The sequence below is a fragment of the Leisingera sp. ABD4_442 genome, assembly GCF_056160905.1.
On sequence record NZ_JBSWYB010000003.1, the window covers coordinates 127062 to 145744 of the forward strand.

Here is an 18683-nt window from a genome sequence, read left to right on the forward strand (position 1 = left end):
TCAGCCTATCCGGGATTGGCGGCACTGTCAGGGGCGGGAATACCCGGCGTCAGGATTTTCTGCATGAAAACAGTGTCGAGCCAGCGGCCGTTCTTGCAGCCAAGCTCCGGCATCCGGGCGGTCTCCGCATATCCAAGGGCAGCGTGAAAGGCGATTGCCGCGGGGTTGGCGCTGCTTACGCTGGCGATCAGCACGTGGATCTGCGCTTGCCTGGCTTTATCTTCGAGTGCCTGCATCAGGCGGCGGCCGGCACCCTGCCCCTGGGCGGCGGGCAGCAGGTGGATAGTGTGTTCCGCAGTGAAACGGTAGCCGGGGCCGGAGCGGAACGGGAAGAAATGCGCATGGCCAAGGATGCCGCCGTCTTTTTCGGCCACCAGATAGGCGCCGTTGCCGGCTGCGATCTGCCGGCGCACCTGTTCAGGGGTCTTCGGGATGGTGTTGAAGGTCGCCAGCGTATCGCGGATCACCCAATTGGCGATGGCGCAAACGGCTTCGGCGTCGGCCTCGGTTGCGGGGCGGATGATCATCGCAGCTGCCTTGGCCCGTGCGGCGTATCAAACTCCGCCATCATTGCAGGCGTGCCCTGCTCCACTGCAATGCGCGGGTCATGGATGATCCGGTCCAGTGCTTTCTGCAAAGCTGTTGCTTCCGGGTGGCTGAGGATCAGGCGGCTGAGGCGGCAGCCCGATTGCGGCAGCTTGCCTGCGGGCGGCTCTGCCTGCCACTGCAGGACGGCGGGAAAGATGTTGTCATAGGGCAGCAGCCCATCGGAAGGCACGGTCATCAGCCAGCTGAGATCCCCTCGCTGCATTTGCACGCGGCGCTGCGCATGAGGTGGCAGCAGGGGTTTCTCTGTCTCAAGGCTGCCGCTGCGCAGGATCCAATTGTTCAGCCGGGCCGGGCCTGCGAAGCGGTCCAAGTTGAACCAGCGCGGCTGCTCCTGCGGCTGGGCTTCGGGATCAATGGCGATGGCTTCAAGGTACAGCCCGTCCTCCAGCCCGGTCAGCCGGTTATGGGTACCGTACCGCGCATGCTGGCCGCCCGGGCTGAGGGTGATGCCCAGCGCGTCTTCGGTATGGGCAACGGCCTCTTCCAGTGTTCCGCCTGCCACGGCCAGGTGATCGAGTATCATATGTGCCCTCCCCTTTTTCGGGCTGAGACTAGCCGGACAGCGGCGGGGTGCAAGGCGGGATTTGTCGGCAGAAGGAATAGGGGAAGCTTCTAATTGGGCAGGCACTAGGATTAGGGTAATCCTGCATCACTGCTGTTTACCGGCGTTAGCACCCCGCTTCTTTTGTGAGAGAATTCTAATGACAGTCTACCATTTGAGCACCAGTTTGGATGCTATTTCCGCCGGAGTGGACTGGTCGGAAACCAAGGAACGTCGCCTGTCTGGGTCGGGTATGGGCAAGGATTTCTGGTATTGCACTGATGCAGACAGGGCTCCCTTGGGCCAGCTACCTGCTGAGATCAGGAATGAGATCGATGCGCATTGGGCTTTGAGTTTCGCGCGCAATGACAATCTGCCCGATACGTTTATGAGCCTCAAGAGTGCTCACTTCACCGGTGCTCCCTTTGCTCGCCAAGGCGTTTGTGAGGTGTTTCAGCACTTTGCAGAAGGTAATTGCGAAATCATTCCAATTCGAAACTTCTGGTCCTTACACGACAATAAAGAGGTTCCGGTTCCTTACTTCGTTGCAAATGTATTCAATACCGCTGCACTTCTGGACAATCGGCTCACGAAGACGAGGCCTGTCAAAAATCCAAGATTTGGAAACATGAGATTTCTGCCGCCGTGCCTAGGCGAAAAAATATTTGTTCGGAAAGACCACTTTTCTGATCGTCACCTTTTGCGCGACGCAGAAACTTCTGAATGGTTTTGCGACGACTTCTTCCGCGAGGCCATCGAAGCAGTGACGCCAGGAACTTATGAGTTTCGCCAAGTAAACTTGGTCTAAGAACAACCCAAGCCCTATTCCTTTGACGCCAATTGCAAACGGGTCATCCTCCCGCTTCTTTCTGGTCAGAAATACCTCCGGGGGGTCAGGGGGGCTGGAAGCCCCCCTGCTCTTTTGCGGCGCCATTGGGTCAAGCCCAATGGCGGCGGGGGCAGGCAGCCCCCCCTGCTTTGCTCAGCTGCGCGCTTCGCGGATCAGACGCAGGATGTCCTGGGCGGCTTCCGGGATGTTGGTGCCGGGGCCGAAGATCGCCTTAACGCCCTTCGAGTACAGGAACTCGTAGTCCTGCTGCGGAATGACGCCGCCGCAGATCACGATGATGTCGCCTGCGCCTTCGGCTTTCAGCGCCTCGACCAGCTGCGGCGCGAGGGTTTTGTGGCCCGCGGCCTGGGACGAAATGCCGATCACATGCACGTCGTTGTCGATGCCGTCCTGGGCGGCCTCGGCCGGGGTCTGGAACAGCGGCCCCACGTCGACGTCGAAACCGATGTCGGCAAAGGCGGTCGCGATCACCTTGGCGCCGCGGTCGTGGCCGTCCTGGCCCATCTTGACCACCAGCAGGCGCGGGCGGCGGCCTTCTTCCTCGGCAAAGTCCTCGATCGATTTCTGGATCGCGGCAAAGCCCTCGTCGCCCTCGTACGCGGCGCCATAGACGCCGGCCAGGGTTTTGACTTCCGCGCGGTGGCGGCCGAATTCCTTTTCCATCGCCATGGAGATCTCTCCGACTGAGGCCCGCGCGCGGGCGGCTTCGACTGCGGCTTCCAGCAAGTTGCCCTCGCCCGATGCGGCGCGGCGGGTCAGTTCATCAAGGGCGGCCTGGCAGGCGGCCTCGTCGCGGGTCTCGCGCATCTTCTGCAGACGGGCGATCTGGGCGTCGCGCACCGCGTGGTTGTCGACATCCAGGATGTCGATCGGATCTTCCTTGTCCTTGCGGTACTTGTTGACCCCAACCACAACCTCGTCGCCGCGGTCGATCATCGCCTGGCGGCGGGCGGCGCTTTCTTCGATGCGCAGCTTGGGCATGCCGCTCTCGACGGCTTTGGTCATGCCGCCCATTTCCTCGACCTCTTCGATCAGCGCCCAGGCTTTTTCGACCAGTTCGTTGGTGAGGCTTTCGATGTAGTAGGAGCCGGCCAGCGGATCGACGACGTTGGTGACGCCGGTTTCCTCCTGCAGCACCAGCTGGGTGTTGCGGGCGATGCGAGCGGAGAAATCGGTGGGCAGCGCGATGGCTTCATCGAGCGCGTTGGTGTGCAGGGACTGGGTACCGCCGAGCACGGCAGACATCGCCTCATACGCCGTGCGGATCACGTTGTTGTAGGGATCCTGCTCCTGCAGCGACACACCGGAAGTCTGGCAGTGGGTGCGCAGCATCTTGGAGCGTTCGGACTTGGCGCCGAACTCTGTCATCACCCGGTGCCACAGGGTGCGGGCGGCGCGCAGCTTGGCAATTTCCATGAAGAAGTTCATGCCGATCGCAAAGAAGAACGACAGGCGCCCTGCGAATTTGTCCACGTCCATGCCGGCGTCCAAGGCGGCACGCACGTATTCGCGCCCGTCGGCGATGGTATAGGCCAGCTCCTGCACCAGGTTCGCGCCGGCCTCCTGCATGTGGTAGCCGGAGATCGAGATCGAATTGAACTTGGGCATCTCGTTCGAGGTGTACTCGATAATGTCCGAGATGATCCGCATCGAGGGTTTCGGCGGATAGATATAGGTATTGCGGACCATGAACTCCTTCAGGATGTCGTTCTGGATGGTGCCCGCAAGCAGGGATTTGTCGTGGCCCTGTTCCTCGCCTGCGACAATGAAGGAGGCCAGCACCGGGATCACCGCGCCGTTCATGGTCATAGAGACCGAGACCTTGTCCAGCGGGATGCCGTCGAACAGGATTTTCATGTCCTCGACAGAGTCGATGGCGACGCCTGCCTTGCCGACATCGCCGACCACGCGGGGGTGGTCGCTGTCATAGCCGCGGTGGGTGGCGAGGTCGAAGGCGACCGAGACGCCCTGCTGGCCCGCGGCCAGGTTGCGGCGGTAAAAGGCGTTGGATTCTTCCGCCGTGGAGAAGCCCGCATACTGGCGGATGGTCCAGGGGCGGCCTGCGTACATGGTGGCCTTCACCCCGCGGGTAAAGGGGCCGAAACCGGGGAGCGTGCCCATATGGGGCAGGTCCTTGGTGTCGTCTTCGGTGTAGAGCGGCTTAACCTCGATGCCTTCCAGCGTCTGCCAGTTGAGGTCGTCAACCGCCCGTCCGCGCAGCTCTTTCTCAGCCAGAGCCCGCCATTCGTCTTTGTTTGTCATCAGGTCTTCCTCTTGTCAGTGCGATACGGGGCGGGTTCGTGCCCGCCGCCAGTTTATCCGGGTCGTGAACCAGCGCAGCGAGGCCATCGGCGCCGCCTGCCAGCCACATCATGTCGTCGGCATAAGCCTCCCGCAGAATTGCGGCCTGCGTGTCGTCAAAGGGGCGCCAGCGGCCCGTGCCCTCCGGCAGTTTGGCCGCAACCGAGGACGGCACGCTGGCGCGCATGTCCTGCAGGCAGAGCGAGGCGTTGAGGCGCACCCGGGCGTGGGTGCGCGGCGCCGCCGCCCCGGTCAGGGCCTCCAGCTGCGTTTCCGGGCGGGAGCCGAAGGTTTCAAACGGCAGCACATGCAGGCGCGCCTCCGGCATGGCGGCGGCGATGTCGGTGATCACGTCGCGCCAGCTGCGCGGCGCCCGCACCAGCCGGTCCAGGCTGGCGGCATTGGGCACCCGGTGGCCGCGCGCCACCGCATAGGCCAGCGCCGAGGTCCAGTAGCTGTCCAGGCTGCGGATGCTGAGCGCCACATCGGTGACGGTGCGGCCAAAGGCCTGGGAGAAGCGCGCCATCCGCTCCCCCACACCGCTGTAGAGATCGCCGAGGCGCAGGTTGCCGCGGATGGTGCCGATCATGTTTTCTTCGCTGATCAGCAGCTGCTGCACGCCCTGCTCCTGGCATTTACCGAGCTGGATCTGCAGCCGCCCGCGGGCGCGCTGCGCCAGATTGCGGCCGGTGACGGGGGCCGGCCCCGGCTGGATGCCGTGGAACAGCCCGTTCCGGGTGCGGAAAGGCCCCCAGAAGCCAATACCCTGTTTCGCAAGCTCGTGCGCGTTCTGGCGCATGTATTCCTGGAACGACGTCGTTGCGCAGCGGTGCGCGCCGGTATGAAGGATCACTTTCATCGTGCTTCGGGACCTCTGATGGAGGGCCGCAGGCCGCAGCCCGGTCAAGGGGAATGGCACGATCATGGCCGGCAACCCCTCATTATCCCGTTAACGATGATGTTTTTTGTCCAACCTGCGGAATTCACAGTCGCATTTACCGGCTGCGCGCATATATTCAACACAACAGGAGAGATCATGAGAGCAATCCTAAGCGTTGTCATGGCAGGTTTTCTGCCGCTTGCGGCTGCCGCGGCGGACGGCAGCGCGCCCGATTTGATCCAGCCCGGGTATGATGTGGAACTGGAGGAATTCCAGTGGACGCACCGCCCGGTGGTGGTATTTGCCGACAGTCCCGAGGACCCGCGGTTCCATGAGCAGATGGAACGGCTGATGGACGGCATCGAGGCGCTGAAGACGCGCGATGTGGTGGTGCTGACCGATACCGATCCGGCCGCCAAGTCCGCCCTGCGCAAGAAGCTGCGGCCGCGCGGTTTCATGCTGGTGCTGGTGGGCAAGGACGGCGGCGTCAAGCTCAGGAAGCCGCATCCCTGGACGGTACGCGAGCTGTCCCGCACCATCGACAAGTTCCCGGAACGCCTGCGCGAAGTGGAAGAGCGGCGCGGCGGGTGAGCCCGCCCGGCGGTCGCGGTCAGCCGTTGCCGCGGACGTAGATCAGCGCCATCGCCTGCTTGTCCAAAACCACCATCGCGCCGGTTTCCGGCACGAAGACCAGATTGGACGCGGGGTTGCGGATCGCCTGATAATAGACGGATTTGACCAGATCCGACATGCAGCTGACGCCCGCCAGCCCCGAATTCAGCACCCCCAGCCCCTGCGGCAGGTCGCGGGACATGATGTCTTCCGTCACTGCGTTGGGGGATTTGCCGGACACCGCAAACATCACCGGTTTGCCGGCCTCCAGCATCTTCATGCCGGTGTTGAGAGACCGCGCGCGGTCCACCAGCGAGGTGATGCGCGGGTTTTCCGCGGTGTGGAACACGGCGGCGGTGCAGCTCATCGAGGATTGGAAAAAGAACGTCTCCCCCAGTTCCACCCAGGTGGAAAGCTGGGCGCGCAGCGCCTCTTCCTTGTCGAGCGCGCAGGCAGACAGCAGCGCCAGGGCGGTCAAAAGACAGGTCAGGAGACGGATCATGCGGCACCTTGAGGTCGTCAAACAGCCTCAGTGTCGCAGAATATTCTGAAGATTCGGTGCATGGCACCGGACCCTGCGGGGCAGGCACGGCGGCGGGGGCGGGAAAACCCGCCTGCCCGTCTGCATATGTGCCTGCCCCAAGGTGCATTATTCGAATTCCATGATCACGTCGTCGACCGCCAGGCTGTCGCCGGCGCCCGCGTTGATCTTGGAGACCACGCCCTTCTTCTCGGCGCGCAGGATGTTTTCCATCTTCATCGCCTCGACGGTGCAAAGCGCCTGGCCCTCCTGGACCTCCTGCCCCACTTCGACGTCCACCTTCACGATCAGGCCGGGCATCGGGCAGAGCAGCATCTTGGAGGTGTCCGGCGGCAGTTTTTCCGGCATCAGCTGCGCCAGTTCCGCCTGCCGCGGGGTGCGCACATGGACCTTGAGGTCGGCACCGCGGGCGCGGATGCGGAAGCCCTGGGTGACCTTGCCGGTCTTCAGCACCAGGGTTTCGCCGTTCACGTCCAGCGTGGCCAGCTGGTCGCCCGGGGTCCAATCGGAGGCCACCCGCAGTTCGCTGCCGTCGTCGAATTTGACGGTGGCGCCTTCGCGGTCGGCGTCGATCACCACATTGAAGGACTGGCCCTGCAGGGAGACAACCCAATCGGTGCCCACCTTGCGCTCGTGGTTGTCCATCCGGCCCGAGACGCGGGTGCGGCGGATTTCGGCAACCCTGTGCATCGCGGCGCAGGAGGCCGCGATCTTGCGCAGGTCGGCCTCGGGCAGTTCCACGCCTTCAAAACCGTCCGGGTATTCCTCGGCGATGAAGGCGGTGGTCATGTCGCCGGAGACGAATTTCGGATGGTCCATCACCGCCGCCACAAACGGCAGGTTGTGGCCGATGCCCTCAACCTCGAAGCTGTCCAGCGCCACGCGCATCGCCTCGATCGCCTCGCCGCGGGTCGGCGCCCAGGTGCAAAGCTTGGCGATCATCGGGTCGTAGTACATCGAGATCTCGCCGCCCTCATAGACGCCGGTGTCATTGCGTACGGCCGATGCGCCGGTGGGCGCGTCGCCATGCCAGGTGCCATTCTCAGCCATCGGGCCGGCGGCGACCTCTGCCGGCGGGCGGTAGCGGGTCAGGCGGCCGATGGAGGGCAGGAAGTTGCGGTACGGGTCTTCGGCGTAAAGACGGTTTTCAATAGCCCAGCCGGTGAGTTTCACATCTTCCTGGCGCAGCGGCAGCTCGCCGCCATCTGCGACGCGGATCATCTGTTCGACCAGGTCGACGCCGGTGATCAGCTCGGTGACCGGGTGCTCCACCTGCAGGCGGGTGTTCATTTCCAGGAAGTAGAAGTTCTTGTCGCCGTCGACGATGAATTCCACGGTGCCCGCGGAGGAATAGCCCACGGCTTTGGCCAGAGCGACAGCCTGCTCGCCCATGGCCTTGCGGGTTTCCTCGTCCAGGAAGGGCGACGGGGCCTCTTCCACGACTTTCTGGTTGCGGCGCTGGATCGAGCATTCGCGCTCGCCCAGGTAGATGCCGTTGCCGTGCTTGTCACACAGCACCTGGATTTCGATGTGGCGCGGCTGGGTGACGAATTTCTCGATGAAGATCCGGTCGTCGCCAAAGGAGTTTGCGGCCTCGTTCTTGGAGGACTGGAAGCCTTCGCGGGCTTCCTCATCGTTCCAGGCGATCCGCATGCCCTTGCCGCCGCCGCCGGCAGAGGCCTTGATCATCACCGGGTAGCCGATCTGGTTGGAGATGCGCACGGCTTCCTCGGCGTCCTCGATCAGCCCCATGTAGCCCGGCACGGTGGAGACACCAGCCTCCTGGGCGATCTTCTTGGAGGTGATCTTGTCACCCATCGCCTCAATCGCGCCTTTCGGGGGGCCGACAAAGGCGACGCCCTCGGCCTCGAGCGCCTCGGCGAATTTGGAGTTTTCCGACAGGAAGCCGTAGCCCGGATGCACGGCTTGCGCGCCGGTCTGGCGGATTGCCTCCATCACCTTGTCGATGACGATATAAGACTGGTTGGCAGGCGGCGGACCAATGTGGACGGCCTCATCCGCCATTTGCACATGCAGGGCCTGCTTGTCGGCGTCAGAGTAGATGGCAACGGTTTTGATACCCATCTTGCGCGCGGTTTTAATCACGCGGCAGGCGATCTCGCCGCGGTTGGCGATCAGGATCTTATCAAACATAGGCGGTCCCTTTGTATTCTGGCCCTTGGCCCTTGGCATTCCGGAATGCAAAACGCCGCGCCCGGGGCTGGCCCAGGCACGGCGTTTGCGCGATGTCAGAAGCAGCCCGCGAGGGGCGGCTGTTCAGATGTGCAGAGGCGGCGGCCTCAGCACTTGCGGGGGTTTTGCTCGCAATAGACGAGGTTTGCGGCCACGCCGACGGCTGCGCCGGTAACCAGGTTGGCGTCGAGGATCGCGGCGCCAAGCGCGCCGGCGCCGCCGCCGTAAACGATGCGTTCGCCAGTGGTGTCGCCGCAGGCCGCAACGAGGCCGCAAAGCGAGAGCGCCGCGATGAGAGATTTTGCCCGCATGTCCAGTTTCCTTCTTCCGGGGACGTCAGTGTCCCTGCGGAATGTGCAGGCTTGGCGCGGCAGGGCAACGGCACAGTTTGCGAGGCGAAAAGTTGGGCGGAGGCTTGCCGCATCGGGGGGGATAAGCGGCAAGCTTCCGCCAGTGCCTGAAGGGGATAAAAGACGGGCAGGCCGCGGATGGGGTCGCGTACCTGCCCGTTCAGGCGAAGGGGCCGGAACAGATGCTCGGCACTGCAGCGTGGCTGCGCTGCTTGACCTACGATGCACGCCCCCGGCGCCGCTGTAAGCCCCTGAACTGCAAGGCGGTTGTTTTGGGCAGATTCCTGCTGAATCGCGCGGGGCATGTGCAAATTCACGCCGACATACCGCGGCAGCCGTCCGCAGCTGGCGCGGCTGCGCTGCGGCGCTGTCACAGATCCGTTATGAAGCCGGTGCGGAGCCGCGCCAGCCCTGGCTCCCCAGCGGCCCCCGCGTGAGCGGCAGGCGGATTGCAGCGGCAGGTTTTGCTGCACCGCCAAAGGCTTGACTGCCTCTGTCACAACTGCGGGACAGGGCCGTGAGTTTTGGTCACATTTCCCGGCGCCGGAGATCACGGCGGCTCCCCTTGATGTCATTTCCCCCTGTTTGCGGTCCGTGAAAGCGTGGCCGCACACCACTGAAGGAGGAGGGATAACCCCATGAACAAGGTGCAAACGGGGCGCTTTGCCCTGGCTGCCGCAGCGCTTGCCGGCAGTGCCGGGCTGGCGCAGGCAGACACGCAGTCCGAGCTGCAGGACCTGCGCAACCGCGTCGCGGCCCTGGAGGCTGAAAACCAGCAAGTGACCGGCGCCCCCGGCGATTTCCGGCTGGGCAATACCGCGGTCGACATCTACGGCTACGTCAAGGCCGATTTCTATTACGACTTCGATTTCACCCAGGGCGACACCGCCTTTGTCAACAACATCGGCGAGCCGGTGAATGCCACCGACGGCGAGTTCGGCGCCACCGTGCGCCAGTCGCGCCTGGGCATCCGCACCACCACCGAAACCGGCATCGGCACCCTGAAGGGCCAGCTGGAGTTTGACCTGTTCGCCTCCGGCGGCACTTCCGAGCTGCGGCTGCGCCATGCCAATGTGCAGATTGGCGACAACTGGCTGGTCGGCCAGTACTGGACCAACTTCATGCCGCTGGGCGAATACCCCACCAGCGTCGAGTTCAACGGCCCTGTCGGCATCGCCTTTGCCAGGGTGCCGCAGATCCGCTACAGCAACAGCTTTGGCGACGGCTTCGACTACAGCCTGTCGCTGGAGGAAAACACTGCTGCCTCCAGCGATCCGGTGGCCACCGCGGCCTTCCAGTACAGCAATGATCTGTTCACCGCGCGGATTGCGGGCCTGGCGGGCACCGTCGAAAGCGGCGGCGTGGAGGTCGATCAGACCGGTGTGACACTGTCGGGCTCGATCCGCCCCTGGGACGGCGGGCTGTTCCAGGCCACCTATGTTGACGGCGAGGCGCTGGGGCCGCTGCTGATCGGTCTTGGCGATGCGGTGGTCGGCGGCCAGGCCAACGATGTGGAAGGCTACACGCTCGAATTCCGCCAGGACATCGGCGAGAAGTGGAATGTCGGCATCGGTTACGGACGCGAGGATTACGATCTGCCGACCTCGACCGGCACGCTGTCCTTTACCGAGCTGGAGACCATTCACGTGAATGCCTTCTTCAGCCCGACTGACAATCTGACGCTGAGCGCCGAATACATCTTTGGCGAACGCAACGACACGATCTCCGGCAATACGTTTGACGGCGACCGTGTGCAGCTGGCGGTGCAGCTGAACTTCTGACGCGGCACCGGTCAGGCGGCGCCCCGGACGCAGCAGCAGGCATCGCGGAGCAATCCGCGGTGCCATTTGCGTGTTATGAATCCGGGGCCGCGCCATCACTCGAACGCGTCCGGGAAAGAGGCGCGCGCAACGGCCTCATTGATGACCAGCAGCGCCTCGTAGCTTTCAGGATCAAAGGGATCTTCGGCCGGGATCACCTCGCGGCCGAACAGCCAGCTGAGGCGGCCTGCGTCCAGGTTGCCGCGCTCAAACGGCTGGTCGCCGAACTGCTCCCACAGCGCCTGCATAAAGACCGTATCGACACGTTTGTCGACATTCTTGCGGTCGCGGAAGCGCTCGCGCCGGATCAGCGGCGTTGCCCCTTTGGGGTTGGGGCGGCGGATGGTGAATTGGAAATCGGTACCGGGCATACGGCCCGGGAACCCGCGGTGTTTCAGCATTTGGGTGCCTCCTGTCCGGCACCCTGCGGGCGGGAAAGGGCCGGCCGCAGGGCCGGACCCTTATGGTCGTTACTTGAGCTTGCCGGTGAATTCCGGCTCTTGCGAGATCGGCTCGGGCTCGACCACGACGAATTCTTCTTCCTGCTGGGCGCAGGCTGCAACGGCGGCCAGCAGGCCGGCCATGGCGATAAGCTTGATGCTCTTGGACATTGCTGTCTCCTGATAAAATTTGCGAAACCTGCGGGGGGCTCGCCGCCCGCGTGCCTCAACCTCAATGTGAAGGCAGCCTTCTGGCTGCCCGCGCCAAGGATAGCGGGGTTTGCAGCGGTGTCACATGCGAATCGCGGCAAATGACAGCGTTGTGGCTGCAATGCCGCAAGAATCCGCCGGTCTGAACTGTGCGCCGCAAGATATTGTGGAAACATCAGAAAGCCTCCCACATGCAGCCCGCGCCCTGAGGGCGGTAGGCCTCGAAAAACTGGGTGGCGGCAGGGTCCTGCGCACCAAAGGGCAGCAACCGGTCCGACAGCGAAATCACCACCCGGGCGGCGCTGACCCCGTGTTCGGCCAGATAAGGCAGCGCCAGGGTTTCGCAGAGATGGTCCATGTCTGGCGCCGCCGCCTCATAGCTGACGCTGCCGGTGCCGCGGGCGATCTGCGGCGCCACAAAGCGGAACCGCGCCCAGGTCTCACCAGCAAGTCCGGGGGTCTCGTCCAGGAGCACCTCTGCCAGCGTCACGGACTGGCCCGAAGGGACCGCCACCGCATCCGCTGCCGCAGCAGAGAGGGCACAGAAGCAAAATGGGAGTGCCGCCAGAAATCCGCAGCCCCGGCCCCCGGTTTCCCGGGCTCCTCCGGCCGGGGCTGCAGGCGCAGCACAAGAAGCGCGCGCTATCTGATTTCGGCTGACGCGGATCATGAGACTGATTCGCTCCCCATGTCAATTTTTGCCGCAATTTTGTGCGGATTCTTCGCTTTCGAACCGAATTCGGGGCACGGTCTGCCCTTGCGCCGCCAGGCATGGCGCAGCCAGCGGGCCTGGTTGCCGGGGTGGTCAAGCACCTCCGCTATCAGCCCAGCGGCATTGGCGGGCACCCGGCCGGCCACCTGCCCGCCTGCCCGGACCCGAAGCCCCTGCCCCGCGGCGGTGATCTCCACCACTGGCGAGAAGCCGCGCAACGACTGCAGTTTGCGCCACATGTCCTGGCGGATCTGATGCGCCAGCCGCAGGGGATCAGCGGCGGGCAGCACCATCTCCGCCGCGACGTCGAAACGTGCAGGCAGGCGGCGCGACAGCGTCAGGGCGCTGTCCGTGCGGGTGATATGCCAGGAGGTGCGGGACAAGACCGAAGCGCCCTCTTCTTTCTGGTGAAAAATACTCTCGGGGGTGCGGGGGCAGACAGCCCCCGCTGAAACATCCGCGTTACAGCGGAATGTTGTCGTGCTTTTTCCAAGGGTTTTTCAGCTGCTTGCCCCGCAGGGAGGCAAAGGCGCGGCTGACCCGGCGGCGGGTGGACTGGGGCATGATCACCTCGTCGATGAAGCCGCGTTCCGCCGCCACAAACGGGTTGGCGAAACGGTCTTCATACTCCGCGGTTTTCTGGGCGATCTTTTCGGGATCGTTCAGATCGGCGCGGTGGATGATCTCGGTGGCGCCCTTGGCGCCCATCACCGCGATCTCGGCGGTGGGCCAGGCATAGTTGAAGTCGCCGCGCAGGTGCTTGGAGGCCATCACGTCATAGGCGCCGCCATAGGCCTTGCGGGTGATCACGGTGACCTTGGGCACGGTGGCTTCGCCATAGGCGAACAGCAGCTTGGCACCGTGTTTGATAACACCGCCGTATTCCTGGGAGGTGCCCGGCAGGAAGCCCGGCACGTCGACGAAGGTCAGGATCGGGATCTCAAAGCAGTCGCAGAAACGCACGAAACGGGCGGCCTTGCGGCTGGAGTCGATGTCGAGGCAGCCCGCCAGCATCATCGGCTGGTTGGCAACGACGCCCACGGTCTGGCCTTCGAGGCGGATGAAGCCGGTGATGATGTTCTTGGCGAAATCCTCCTGGATCTCGTAGAAGTCGCCCTCGTCCGCCACCTTGGTGATCAGCTCCTTCATGTCGTAGGGGCTGTTGGGGTTTTCCGGGATCAGCGTGTCGAGGCTGCTCTCGATGCGGCCGGGCTCGTCAAAGAACGGGCGCACCGGGGGTTTTTCGCGGTTATTGAGGGGCAGGAAGTCGACAAGGCGGCGGACTTCGGCCAGCGCCTCCACATCGTTTTCAAAGGCGCCGTCGGCCACGGAGGATTTACGGGTGTGGGTGGAGGCACCGCCCAGCTCTTCAGCCGTCACCACCTCGTTGGTCACGGTTTTCACCACGTCCGGGCCGGTCACGAACATGTAGGAGGTGTCCTTAACCATGAAGATGAAGTCGGTCATCGCCGGGCTGTAGACCGCGCCGCCCGCGCAGGGGCCCATGATGACAGAGATCTGCGGGATCACGCCGGACGCCATGATGTTGCGCTGGAAAATCTCGGCGTAGCCGGCCAGCGCGTCGACGCCTTCCTGGATCCGAGCACCGCCGGAGTCGTTGATGCCAATGACCGGTGCGCCGTTTTGCACCGCCATATCCATGATCTTGCAGATCTTCTGGGCGTGGGTGGCAGAGACCGAGCCGCCCAGCACGGTGAAGTCCTGGGAGAAGACATAGACCTGGCGGCCGTTGATGGTGCCCCAGCCGGTGACAACACCGTCGCCCGCCGGCTTGTTGTCCTCCATGCCGAAATCGGTGCAGCGGTGGGCGATGAACATGTCGAACTCTTCAAAGCTGCCCTCGTCCAGCAGAAGTTCGATCCGTTCGCGGGCTGTCAGCTTGCCGCGCCCATGCTGTGCGTCGATGCGGCGCTGGCCGCCGCCCAGCCGCGCGTCCTGGCGGCGGTCTTCCAGCTCGGAAAGGATGTCTTTCATGGCACATGTCCCCTGTAGATTTCACCGCGAACATATATTGCGCTACAGCGAAGCCAAAGGACATTTTCGCAAATTTGCAAATCGTTTGCATATGAGGTTGGCAAAGTTGAAAATCAGCAAACCCAGGAAGCCGCAACCGCCGTCCAGCACCGCACATAGAGGTCTCCCGGAATGTGCGATAGACAAGGGCGGCGGGCTGCTCTAAGGCAGATGGTATGTCCACATATGATGCCCCGGCCTCTGGCCAGCGGACGCCCCCGCGCATTTTCACTCTGATCCTGCTGGCAGGGCTGTCGGCGCTTGGCATGAACCTGCATCTGCCGTCGCTGGCGGGGATGGCAGAGTATTATGCGGTTGATTACCGGGTGATGCAGCTGTCGGTGGCGCTGTATCTGGCGGGCAATGCGGTGGTGCAGATCTTTGTCGGCCCGATTTCCGACCAGATGGGGCGGCGGCCGGTGATCCTGGCCAGCATCGCGCTGTTCCTGCTGGCGACGCTCGGCTGCATTTACGCACCGACAGCGGAAATTTTCCTGATGTTCCGGGTGGCGCAGACGGTGGTGGCGGGCACCATGGTGCTGAGCCGCGCCGCGGTGCGCGACATGTATGACACCGGCAAGGCCGCCAGCATGATCGGTTATGTGACCATGGGCATGGCGGTGGTGCCGATGATCGGCCCGGCCATCGGCGGCGTGCTGGATCAGTGGCTGGGCTGGCAGGCCAATTTCTGGCTGCTGTTCCTGGTGGGCGCCGCCACCTTGGCCATCACCTACAGCGATTTTGGCGAAACCGCCCGCAAGAGCGGCAAGACCCTGATGGCCCAGTTCCGCGAATATCCGGAGCTGCTGCGCTCGCCGCGGTTCTGGGGCTATTCGCTGGCCTCCGGCCTCGCCTCCGGGTCGTTCTTTGCCTATCTCGGCGGCGCGCCTTTTGTCGGCACCGAGATCTATGGCCTGAGCACAGCAGAGCTGGGGGTTTATTTCTCTGCCCCCGCAGTCGGGTATTTCGCAGGAAATTTCCTGTCGGGGCGGTATTCCACCCGGATCGGCATCAACCGGATGGTGCTGTGGGGCTGCGCCATCAATGGCGGCGGGGTGCTGCTGTCACTGCTGATTGCGCTGGCGGGCGCTGACACGGTCTACAGCTTCTTTGGCCTCATGTGTTTTGTCGGGGTCGGCAACGGCATGGCAATCCCCAATGCCACCGCCGGTGCGATCTCGGTGCGGCCGCATCTGGCGGGCACCGCCTCTGGCCTTAGCGGTGCCATCATGATCGGCGCGGGCGCGGCGCTCAGCGCCTTTGCGGGGATGCTGCTGGTACCCGGTTCCACCGCGGTGCCGCTGCTGGCGATCATGTTCGGCACCGGGGTTTGCGGATTGATTGCAATCCTGCTGGTGGTGCTGCGGGAGCGGCAGATCGGCGCATAGGTGCTGCCGCGGGCTTGCAGGTGCAAGTTTGCATTTATACCATTCGCAAGAACCGGATTTGCAAAGGCATCCCTCCATGGCCACCCAGAAGTTATATGCAGGCGCCAAGCTGCGCGAGATGCGGCAGCGGCTGGAGCTGACGCAGAAGGATTTCGCTGCCAAGCTGGGCGTCTCCCTGCCCTATCTGAACCAGATGGAGAACAACAACCGCCCGGTGTCGACCACTGTGGTGCTGGCGCTGGCGCAGGAGTTCGGCATGGATGTGACCGAACTGTCAGCTGGGGACAGCGAGCGGCTGGTCAGCGACATGCGCGAGGCGATGGCAGACCCGGTGTTTGCCGATGATGCACCGCCCTTGGCGGACCTGCGGCTGACGGCGTCGAATGCGCCTGCGCTGGCGCGGGCCTTTCTGGCGCTGCACCGGGCTTACCGGCAGACCCATGAGCGGCTGGCCTCATTGGATGAGGCGCTGGGGCGGGAGGATGCGCGTATTCAGGCCAGCCCCTGGGAAGAGGTACGCGATTTCTTCCACTATTGCGACAACTACATTGACGCGGTGGACCACGCGGCGGAGCGGTTCGCAGCCACAAGCGACATCCGCGCCGCGGCTGTTGCCGAGCTGGAGCGCGGCGGCATCACCGTGCGCCAGACCGAGATGGAGGGGCTGCGCCACTATGATGCGGAGGCGCAGGTGCTGCATTTGTCAAATCGCTCCGCCCGGCAGACGCAGCTCTTTCAGATGCTGCTGCAGGTGGCGCTTTTGCGGCAGAACACTTTGCTGGAAGCCACCCTCGATTTTGCAAAATTCCAGAGCGAGGAAGCCCGCGCTATCGCCAAGATCGGCCTCGCCAATTACTTCGCGGGCGCGGCGCTGATGCCTTACGGGCGGTTCCTGGAGGCGGCGCAGGCCTGCCGCCATGATCTGGAGCTGCTGGCGATCCGCTTTGGCGCCTCGATCGAACAGATCGCGCACCGGCTGTCCACCATGCAGCGGCCCGGCGCCAAGGGGGTGCCATTCTTCTTTGTAAGGGTGGATCAGGCGGGCACCATCACCAAGCGGCATTCGGCGACGCGGCTGCAGTTTGCCCGGTTTGGCGGCGCCTGCCCCCTGTGGAACGTGCATAGAGCGTTCGAGACCCCAGGCCGCTTCCTGCGCCAGCTGGCGGAAACACCGGACGGGGTGCGCTATATCTCGCTGGCCCGCGACGTGTCGAAACCGGGCGGGTCGTTCGGCGCGCCGGTGCGGCGCTATGCGATTGCGCTGGGGTGCGAGGTGCGCCATGCGGATGCGCTGGTCTATGCGGACGGAATGGATGTGAGCAGCGGCGCCGCCTATGAGCCAATCGGCATCTCCTGCCGGATCTGCGAGCGGAAGGACTGCCACCAGCGCTCGGTGCCGCCGCTGGAGCGGCGGCTGACCATCAACACCGACCAGCGCGGGGTTCTGCCCTATGAGGTGAGCTGAGGCTCTGCACCGCCAATTTCAAGAACAAGGACAGGGCAATGCCGCCACCTTTCAGAAACCGCCTGATCCTTCACGCCGGGATGCACAAGACCGGCAGCACCTCCATTCAGGCTGCGCTCACCAACGGTGGATCGGAGGGCGCCCATACCATGCGGCTTGGCCGCCCAAACCACTCGGCCCCCTGCAGAATTCTGTTTCAAGATCAGCCTGAACAGCATTTCGCCTTCAGGCACCGCGGACTGAGCGCAGCCGATCTGGCCGGGAAACGCGAGGAACTGGAAAAGCGGGTCAGGCGTCAATTGCGCAACCGGCCGGAGGAGACCTTTATCCTGTCAGCAGAGTGGTTCTCAATTGCGGGTGAAGCGGCGCTGGCCCGGGTGCGGGACCGGTTCTGCCCGCATTTCCGGGAAACGGCGGTCTTTGCCTATGTGCGCCCGCCTGCAAGTTTTCTGCGAAGCTCGCTGCAGCAAACCATCAAGACAGGCGCAGACAGTTTCCAGCTCCTGTGGCCCGATTACCGGAAACGTTTTGAGCCGCTAGACCGCGTTTTCGGGCGGGAAAACGTCAGGCTGCGCATTTTTGCGCCCGAGGATTTCACCGGAGGAGACGTGGTTCAGGATTTCACCGAATGGGCAGGCATCGCACCAGCCGCGGGGGCCGGGCAAATCCGCAACTCCAGCATGACCGCCACGGCTTTGGCTCTCATTTCCTGCTACCGCCGGAACAGCAACGCCCGGTTCGGCACCCCTGCCCTTGCGCGAAGGGACCGGTTGATCGTCGATACGCTTATGGAGCTGCCCGGCCCGCGGTTTGAACTGTGTCCGGATCTGGTCAATGGCGCTATCTCAGCGAATGCTGAGGATCTTGCGTGGATAGAAAAGCGGATTGGCCAGAGGCTGCCTGCACCGCCGCAGCTGACGCGGCCTGCAGGCGATACCTTCCGGATCGGCAGCGACGCGGATCTGAAACTGGCGGCCGCTGCCTTTGCCCCCGTGCTGGAGGGCGGAACGCCGGAACAGCAGGCAGAAGACCCCGAACTGGCTGACAGGGCCGCATGGGAAAAACTCAAGATGTTTATCGCGGGCCTGCCGGAACCAGAAGGCGGCTAGCAACTGTATTTCTCAGGTGGCCTGAGGGGACCATTTCTGACGCGCTTTGGCGCGTGCGTTTGCGATTGCAACCAGCTTTTGCGCGACCGCAGGGATGATGATTTTTTGCGGTTTTCGAGCGGATCGAAGGCGTTCTGCAAAGGTTTTGAGAACTGGATTGTGAAGGATGGCGGCGAGGGCAGCCTGGAACATGACGTGCCGCAGCAACCGCCGTCCACCCTTAATTGCGCGTTTTCCCCGCATCGCGCCGCTGTCATGTGCAACAGGGCCAGACCGGCCAGAGCTGAGGCCTGTCCTCCTGGCAGTTGGCCGAGTTCGGGCATTTCTGCGATCAGCATGGACCTAGCGACAGGCCCGATCCCGGGGCCGGATCACGGTAATTCAGCTGCCTCATGCGGATCCTCATTGGCGGCGATGGCGGTTTCGATCTGAATCTCCAAAACCGTGATCCTACGATCCAGCAGAGCCTTTAGTTCAGCGTCCGTCTCTGCAAATATTTCCGCCAATCCCGGTTTCCGGCGCGCCTCGCGGCATTGTCAAACCGGCAAGGCCGGAATGCCATTTGCGCGTATTTGGCTATCACTGCCGATGGCCGCGCGGGAGACACTGAATGCCGGGTCAGTCCCGG

Annotated in this window: 19 protein-coding genes and 1 pseudogene; 6 read left to right on the forward strand and 14 right to left on the reverse strand. The window is 63.5% G+C overall.

Annotation, left to right across the window (positions count from 1 at the left end; all coding sequences use genetic code 11):
* Positions 1 to 5: 5 nt before the first annotated feature.
* Positions 6 to 527, reverse strand: coding sequence for an N-acetyltransferase family protein (locus ACXAHG_RS04360; RefSeq protein WP_475056070.1), 522 nt, complete (start codon positions 525 to 527; stop codon positions 6 to 8).
* Positions 524 to 1132, reverse strand: a complete 609-nt coding sequence (locus tag ACXAHG_RS04365; RefSeq protein ID WP_475042358.1) for a VOC family protein — start codon at positions 1130 to 1132, stop codon at positions 524 to 526. Before ACXAHG_RS04365 ends, ACXAHG_RS04360 begins: the two co-directional genes overlap by 4 nt.
* Before the next feature lie 178 nt (positions 1133 to 1310).
* Between ACXAHG_RS04365 and ACXAHG_RS04370 the strand changes: the two genes are divergently transcribed.
* Positions 1311 to 1958, forward strand: a complete 648-nt coding sequence (locus ACXAHG_RS04370; protein ID WP_475056072.1) for an imm11 family protein — start codon at positions 1311 to 1313, stop codon at positions 1956 to 1958.
* Positions 1959 to 2132: 174 nt separating this feature from the next.
* Here ACXAHG_RS04370 and scpA read toward each other — a convergent pair whose 3' ends face one another.
* Positions 2133 to 4262 carry a methylmalonyl-CoA mutase gene (gene scpA / locus ACXAHG_RS04375; protein ID WP_475056074.1) on the reverse strand — a complete coding sequence of 710 codons (2130 nt, stop codon included), beginning with the start codon at positions 4260 to 4262 and terminating at the stop codon, positions 2133 to 2135.
* Positions 4228 to 5160, reverse strand: a complete 933-nt coding sequence (locus tag ACXAHG_RS04380) for a hypothetical protein (RefSeq protein WP_475056076.1) — start codon at positions 5158 to 5160, stop codon at positions 4228 to 4230. The genes scpA and ACXAHG_RS04380 overlap by 35 nt, the downstream gene beginning before the upstream one ends.
* Before the next feature lie 177 nt (positions 5161 to 5337).
* Between ACXAHG_RS04380 and ACXAHG_RS04385 the strand changes: the two genes are divergently transcribed.
* Complete coding sequence (locus ACXAHG_RS04385) at positions 5338 to 5772, forward strand: DUF4174 domain-containing protein (protein WP_475056078.1); 435 nt, start codon at positions 5338 to 5340, stop codon at positions 5770 to 5772.
* A 19-nt stretch (positions 5773 to 5791) separates the two neighbouring features.
* Here ACXAHG_RS04385 and ACXAHG_RS04390 read toward each other — a convergent pair whose 3' ends face one another.
* The 3 genes from ACXAHG_RS04390 to ACXAHG_RS04400 all read right to left on the reverse strand — a co-directional run bounded on the left by ACXAHG_RS04390 (position 5792) and on the right by ACXAHG_RS04400 (position 8838).
* Positions 5792 to 6295 (reverse strand): hypothetical protein, encoded by a 504-nt coding sequence (locus tag ACXAHG_RS04390; protein ID WP_475042350.1) that lies wholly within the window; start codon positions 6293 to 6295, stop codon positions 5792 to 5794.
* 147 nt (positions 6296 to 6442) lie between these two features.
* Positions 6443 to 8488: an acetyl-CoA carboxylase biotin carboxylase subunit gene (locus tag ACXAHG_RS04395; protein WP_475056080.1), complete on the reverse strand. Its 2046-nt coding sequence runs from the start codon at positions 8486 to 8488 to the stop codon at positions 6443 to 6445.
* A 146-nt stretch (positions 8489 to 8634) separates the two neighbouring features.
* Positions 8635 to 8838, reverse strand: coding sequence for a hypothetical protein (locus ACXAHG_RS04400; protein WP_475042348.1), 204 nt, complete (start codon positions 8836 to 8838; stop codon positions 8635 to 8637).
* A gap of 677 nt (positions 8839 to 9515) precedes the next feature.
* On the opposite strand from ACXAHG_RS04400, the gene ACXAHG_RS04405 reads away from it, so the two are divergent.
* On the forward strand, positions 9516 to 10658 hold the full coding sequence (locus ACXAHG_RS04405) for a DcaP family trimeric outer membrane transporter (RefSeq protein WP_475056082.1): 1143 nt from the start codon (positions 9516 to 9518) through the stop codon (positions 10656 to 10658).
* Between the two features lie 95 nt (positions 10659 to 10753).
* Here ACXAHG_RS04405 and ACXAHG_RS04410 read toward each other — a convergent pair whose 3' ends face one another.
* The 5 genes from ACXAHG_RS04410 to ACXAHG_RS04430 form a co-directional block, all read right to left on the reverse strand.
* Positions 10754 to 11098 carry a hypothetical protein gene (locus ACXAHG_RS04410; protein ID WP_475042345.1) on the reverse strand — a complete coding sequence of 115 codons (345 nt, stop codon included), beginning with the start codon at positions 11096 to 11098 and terminating at the stop codon, positions 10754 to 10756.
* A 69-nt stretch (positions 11099 to 11167) separates the two neighbouring features.
* Positions 11168 to 11308, reverse strand: a complete 141-nt coding sequence (locus ACXAHG_RS04415) for a hypothetical protein (RefSeq protein WP_475042344.1) — start codon at positions 11306 to 11308, stop codon at positions 11168 to 11170.
* A 214-nt stretch (positions 11309 to 11522) separates the two neighbouring features.
* Positions 11523 to 11915, reverse strand: coding sequence for a DUF6497 family protein (locus ACXAHG_RS04420; protein ID WP_475056156.1), 393 nt, complete (start codon positions 11913 to 11915; stop codon positions 11523 to 11525).
* 98 nt (positions 11916 to 12013) lie between these two features.
* Positions 12014 to 12442 (reverse strand): hypothetical protein, encoded by a 429-nt coding sequence (locus ACXAHG_RS04425; RefSeq protein ID WP_475042343.1) that lies wholly within the window; start codon positions 12440 to 12442, stop codon positions 12014 to 12016.
* A 79-nt stretch (positions 12443 to 12521) separates the two neighbouring features.
* Positions 12522 to 14054 carry an acyl-CoA carboxylase subunit beta gene (locus tag ACXAHG_RS04430; RefSeq protein WP_475056084.1) on the reverse strand — a complete coding sequence of 511 codons (1533 nt, stop codon included), beginning with the start codon at positions 14052 to 14054 and terminating at the stop codon, positions 12522 to 12524.
* 215 nt (positions 14055 to 14269) lie between these two features.
* Between ACXAHG_RS04430 and ACXAHG_RS04435 the strand changes: the two genes are divergently transcribed.
* The 3 genes from ACXAHG_RS04435 (at position 14270) to ACXAHG_RS04445 (ending at position 18055) form a co-directional block, all read left to right on the forward strand.
* A complete protein-coding gene (locus ACXAHG_RS04435; protein ID WP_475042340.1) occupies positions 14270 to 15481 on the forward strand; it encodes a multidrug effflux MFS transporter in 1212 nt (403 codons plus the stop codon).
* A gap of 76 nt (positions 15482 to 15557) precedes the next feature.
* Positions 15558 to 16946: a helix-turn-helix domain-containing protein gene (locus ACXAHG_RS04440; protein WP_475056086.1), complete on the forward strand. Its 1389-nt coding sequence runs from the start codon at positions 15558 to 15560 to the stop codon at positions 16944 to 16946.
* A gap of 38 nt (positions 16947 to 16984) precedes the next feature.
* Positions 16985 to 18055 (forward strand): hypothetical protein, encoded by a 1071-nt coding sequence (locus ACXAHG_RS04445; RefSeq protein WP_475056088.1) that lies wholly within the window; start codon positions 16985 to 16987, stop codon positions 18053 to 18055.
* Positions 18056 to 18067: 12 nt separating this feature from the next.
* On the opposite strand, the pseudogene ACXAHG_RS04450 reads toward ACXAHG_RS04445, so the two are convergent.
* Positions 18068 to 18310: pseudogene (locus ACXAHG_RS04450) on the reverse strand (transposase); the annotation flags it as partial.
* 116 nt (positions 18311 to 18426) lie between these two features.
* Positions 18427 to 18561 carry a hypothetical protein gene (locus tag ACXAHG_RS04455; RefSeq protein ID WP_475056090.1) on the reverse strand — a complete coding sequence of 45 codons (135 nt, stop codon included), beginning with the start codon at positions 18559 to 18561 and terminating at the stop codon, positions 18427 to 18429.
* Between the last annotated feature and the right edge of the window lie 122 nt (positions 18562 to 18683).

What these genes read in the sequence shown, in the direction of transcription:
- ACXAHG_RS04360 (WP_475056070.1), bottom strand. Translation starts at nt 527, where the DNA reads ATGATCATCCGCCCCGCAACCGAGGCCGACGCCGAAGCCGTTTGCGCC.
- ACXAHG_RS04365 (WP_475042358.1), bottom strand. Translation starts at nt 1,132, where the DNA reads ATGATACTCGATCACCTGGCCGTGGCAGGCGGAACACTGGAAGAGGCC.
- ACXAHG_RS04370 (WP_475056072.1), top strand. Translation starts at nt 1,311, where the DNA reads ATGACAGTCTACCATTTGAGCACCAGTTTGGATGCTATTTCCGCCGGA.
- scpA (WP_475056074.1), bottom strand. Translation starts at nt 4,262, where the DNA reads ATGACAAACAAAGACGAATGGCGGGCTCTGGCTGAGAAAGAGCTGCGC.
- ACXAHG_RS04380 (WP_475056076.1), bottom strand. Translation starts at nt 5,160, where the DNA reads ATGAAAGTGATCCTTCATACCGGCGCGCACCGCTGCGCAACGACGTCG.
- ACXAHG_RS04385 (WP_475056078.1), top strand. Translation starts at nt 5,338, where the DNA reads ATGAGAGCAATCCTAAGCGTTGTCATGGCAGGTTTTCTGCCGCTTGCG.
- ACXAHG_RS04390 (WP_475042350.1), bottom strand. Translation starts at nt 6,295, where the DNA reads ATGATCCGTCTCCTGACCTGTCTTTTGACCGCCCTGGCGCTGCTGTCT.
- ACXAHG_RS04395 (WP_475056080.1), bottom strand. Translation starts at nt 8,488, where the DNA reads ATGTTTGATAAGATCCTGATCGCCAACCGCGGCGAGATCGCCTGCCGC.
- ACXAHG_RS04400 (WP_475042348.1), bottom strand. Translation starts at nt 8,838, where the DNA reads ATGCGGGCAAAATCTCTCATCGCGGCGCTCTCGCTTTGCGGCCTCGTT.
- ACXAHG_RS04405 (WP_475056082.1), top strand. Translation starts at nt 9,516, where the DNA reads ATGAACAAGGTGCAAACGGGGCGCTTTGCCCTGGCTGCCGCAGCGCTT.
- ACXAHG_RS04410 (WP_475042345.1), bottom strand. Translation starts at nt 11,098, where the DNA reads ATGCTGAAACACCGCGGGTTCCCGGGCCGTATGCCCGGTACCGATTTC.
- ACXAHG_RS04415 (WP_475042344.1), bottom strand. Translation starts at nt 11,308, where the DNA reads ATGTCCAAGAGCATCAAGCTTATCGCCATGGCCGGCCTGCTGGCCGCC.
- ACXAHG_RS04430 (WP_475056084.1), bottom strand. Translation starts at nt 14,054, where the DNA reads ATGAAAGACATCCTTTCCGAGCTGGAAGACCGCCGCCAGGACGCGCGG.
- ACXAHG_RS04435 (WP_475042340.1), top strand. Translation starts at nt 14,270, where the DNA reads ATGTCCACATATGATGCCCCGGCCTCTGGCCAGCGGACGCCCCCGCGC.
- ACXAHG_RS04440 (WP_475056086.1), top strand. Translation starts at nt 15,558, where the DNA reads ATGGCCACCCAGAAGTTATATGCAGGCGCCAAGCTGCGCGAGATGCGG.
- ACXAHG_RS04445 (WP_475056088.1), top strand. Translation starts at nt 16,985, where the DNA reads ATGCCGCCACCTTTCAGAAACCGCCTGATCCTTCACGCCGGGATGCAC.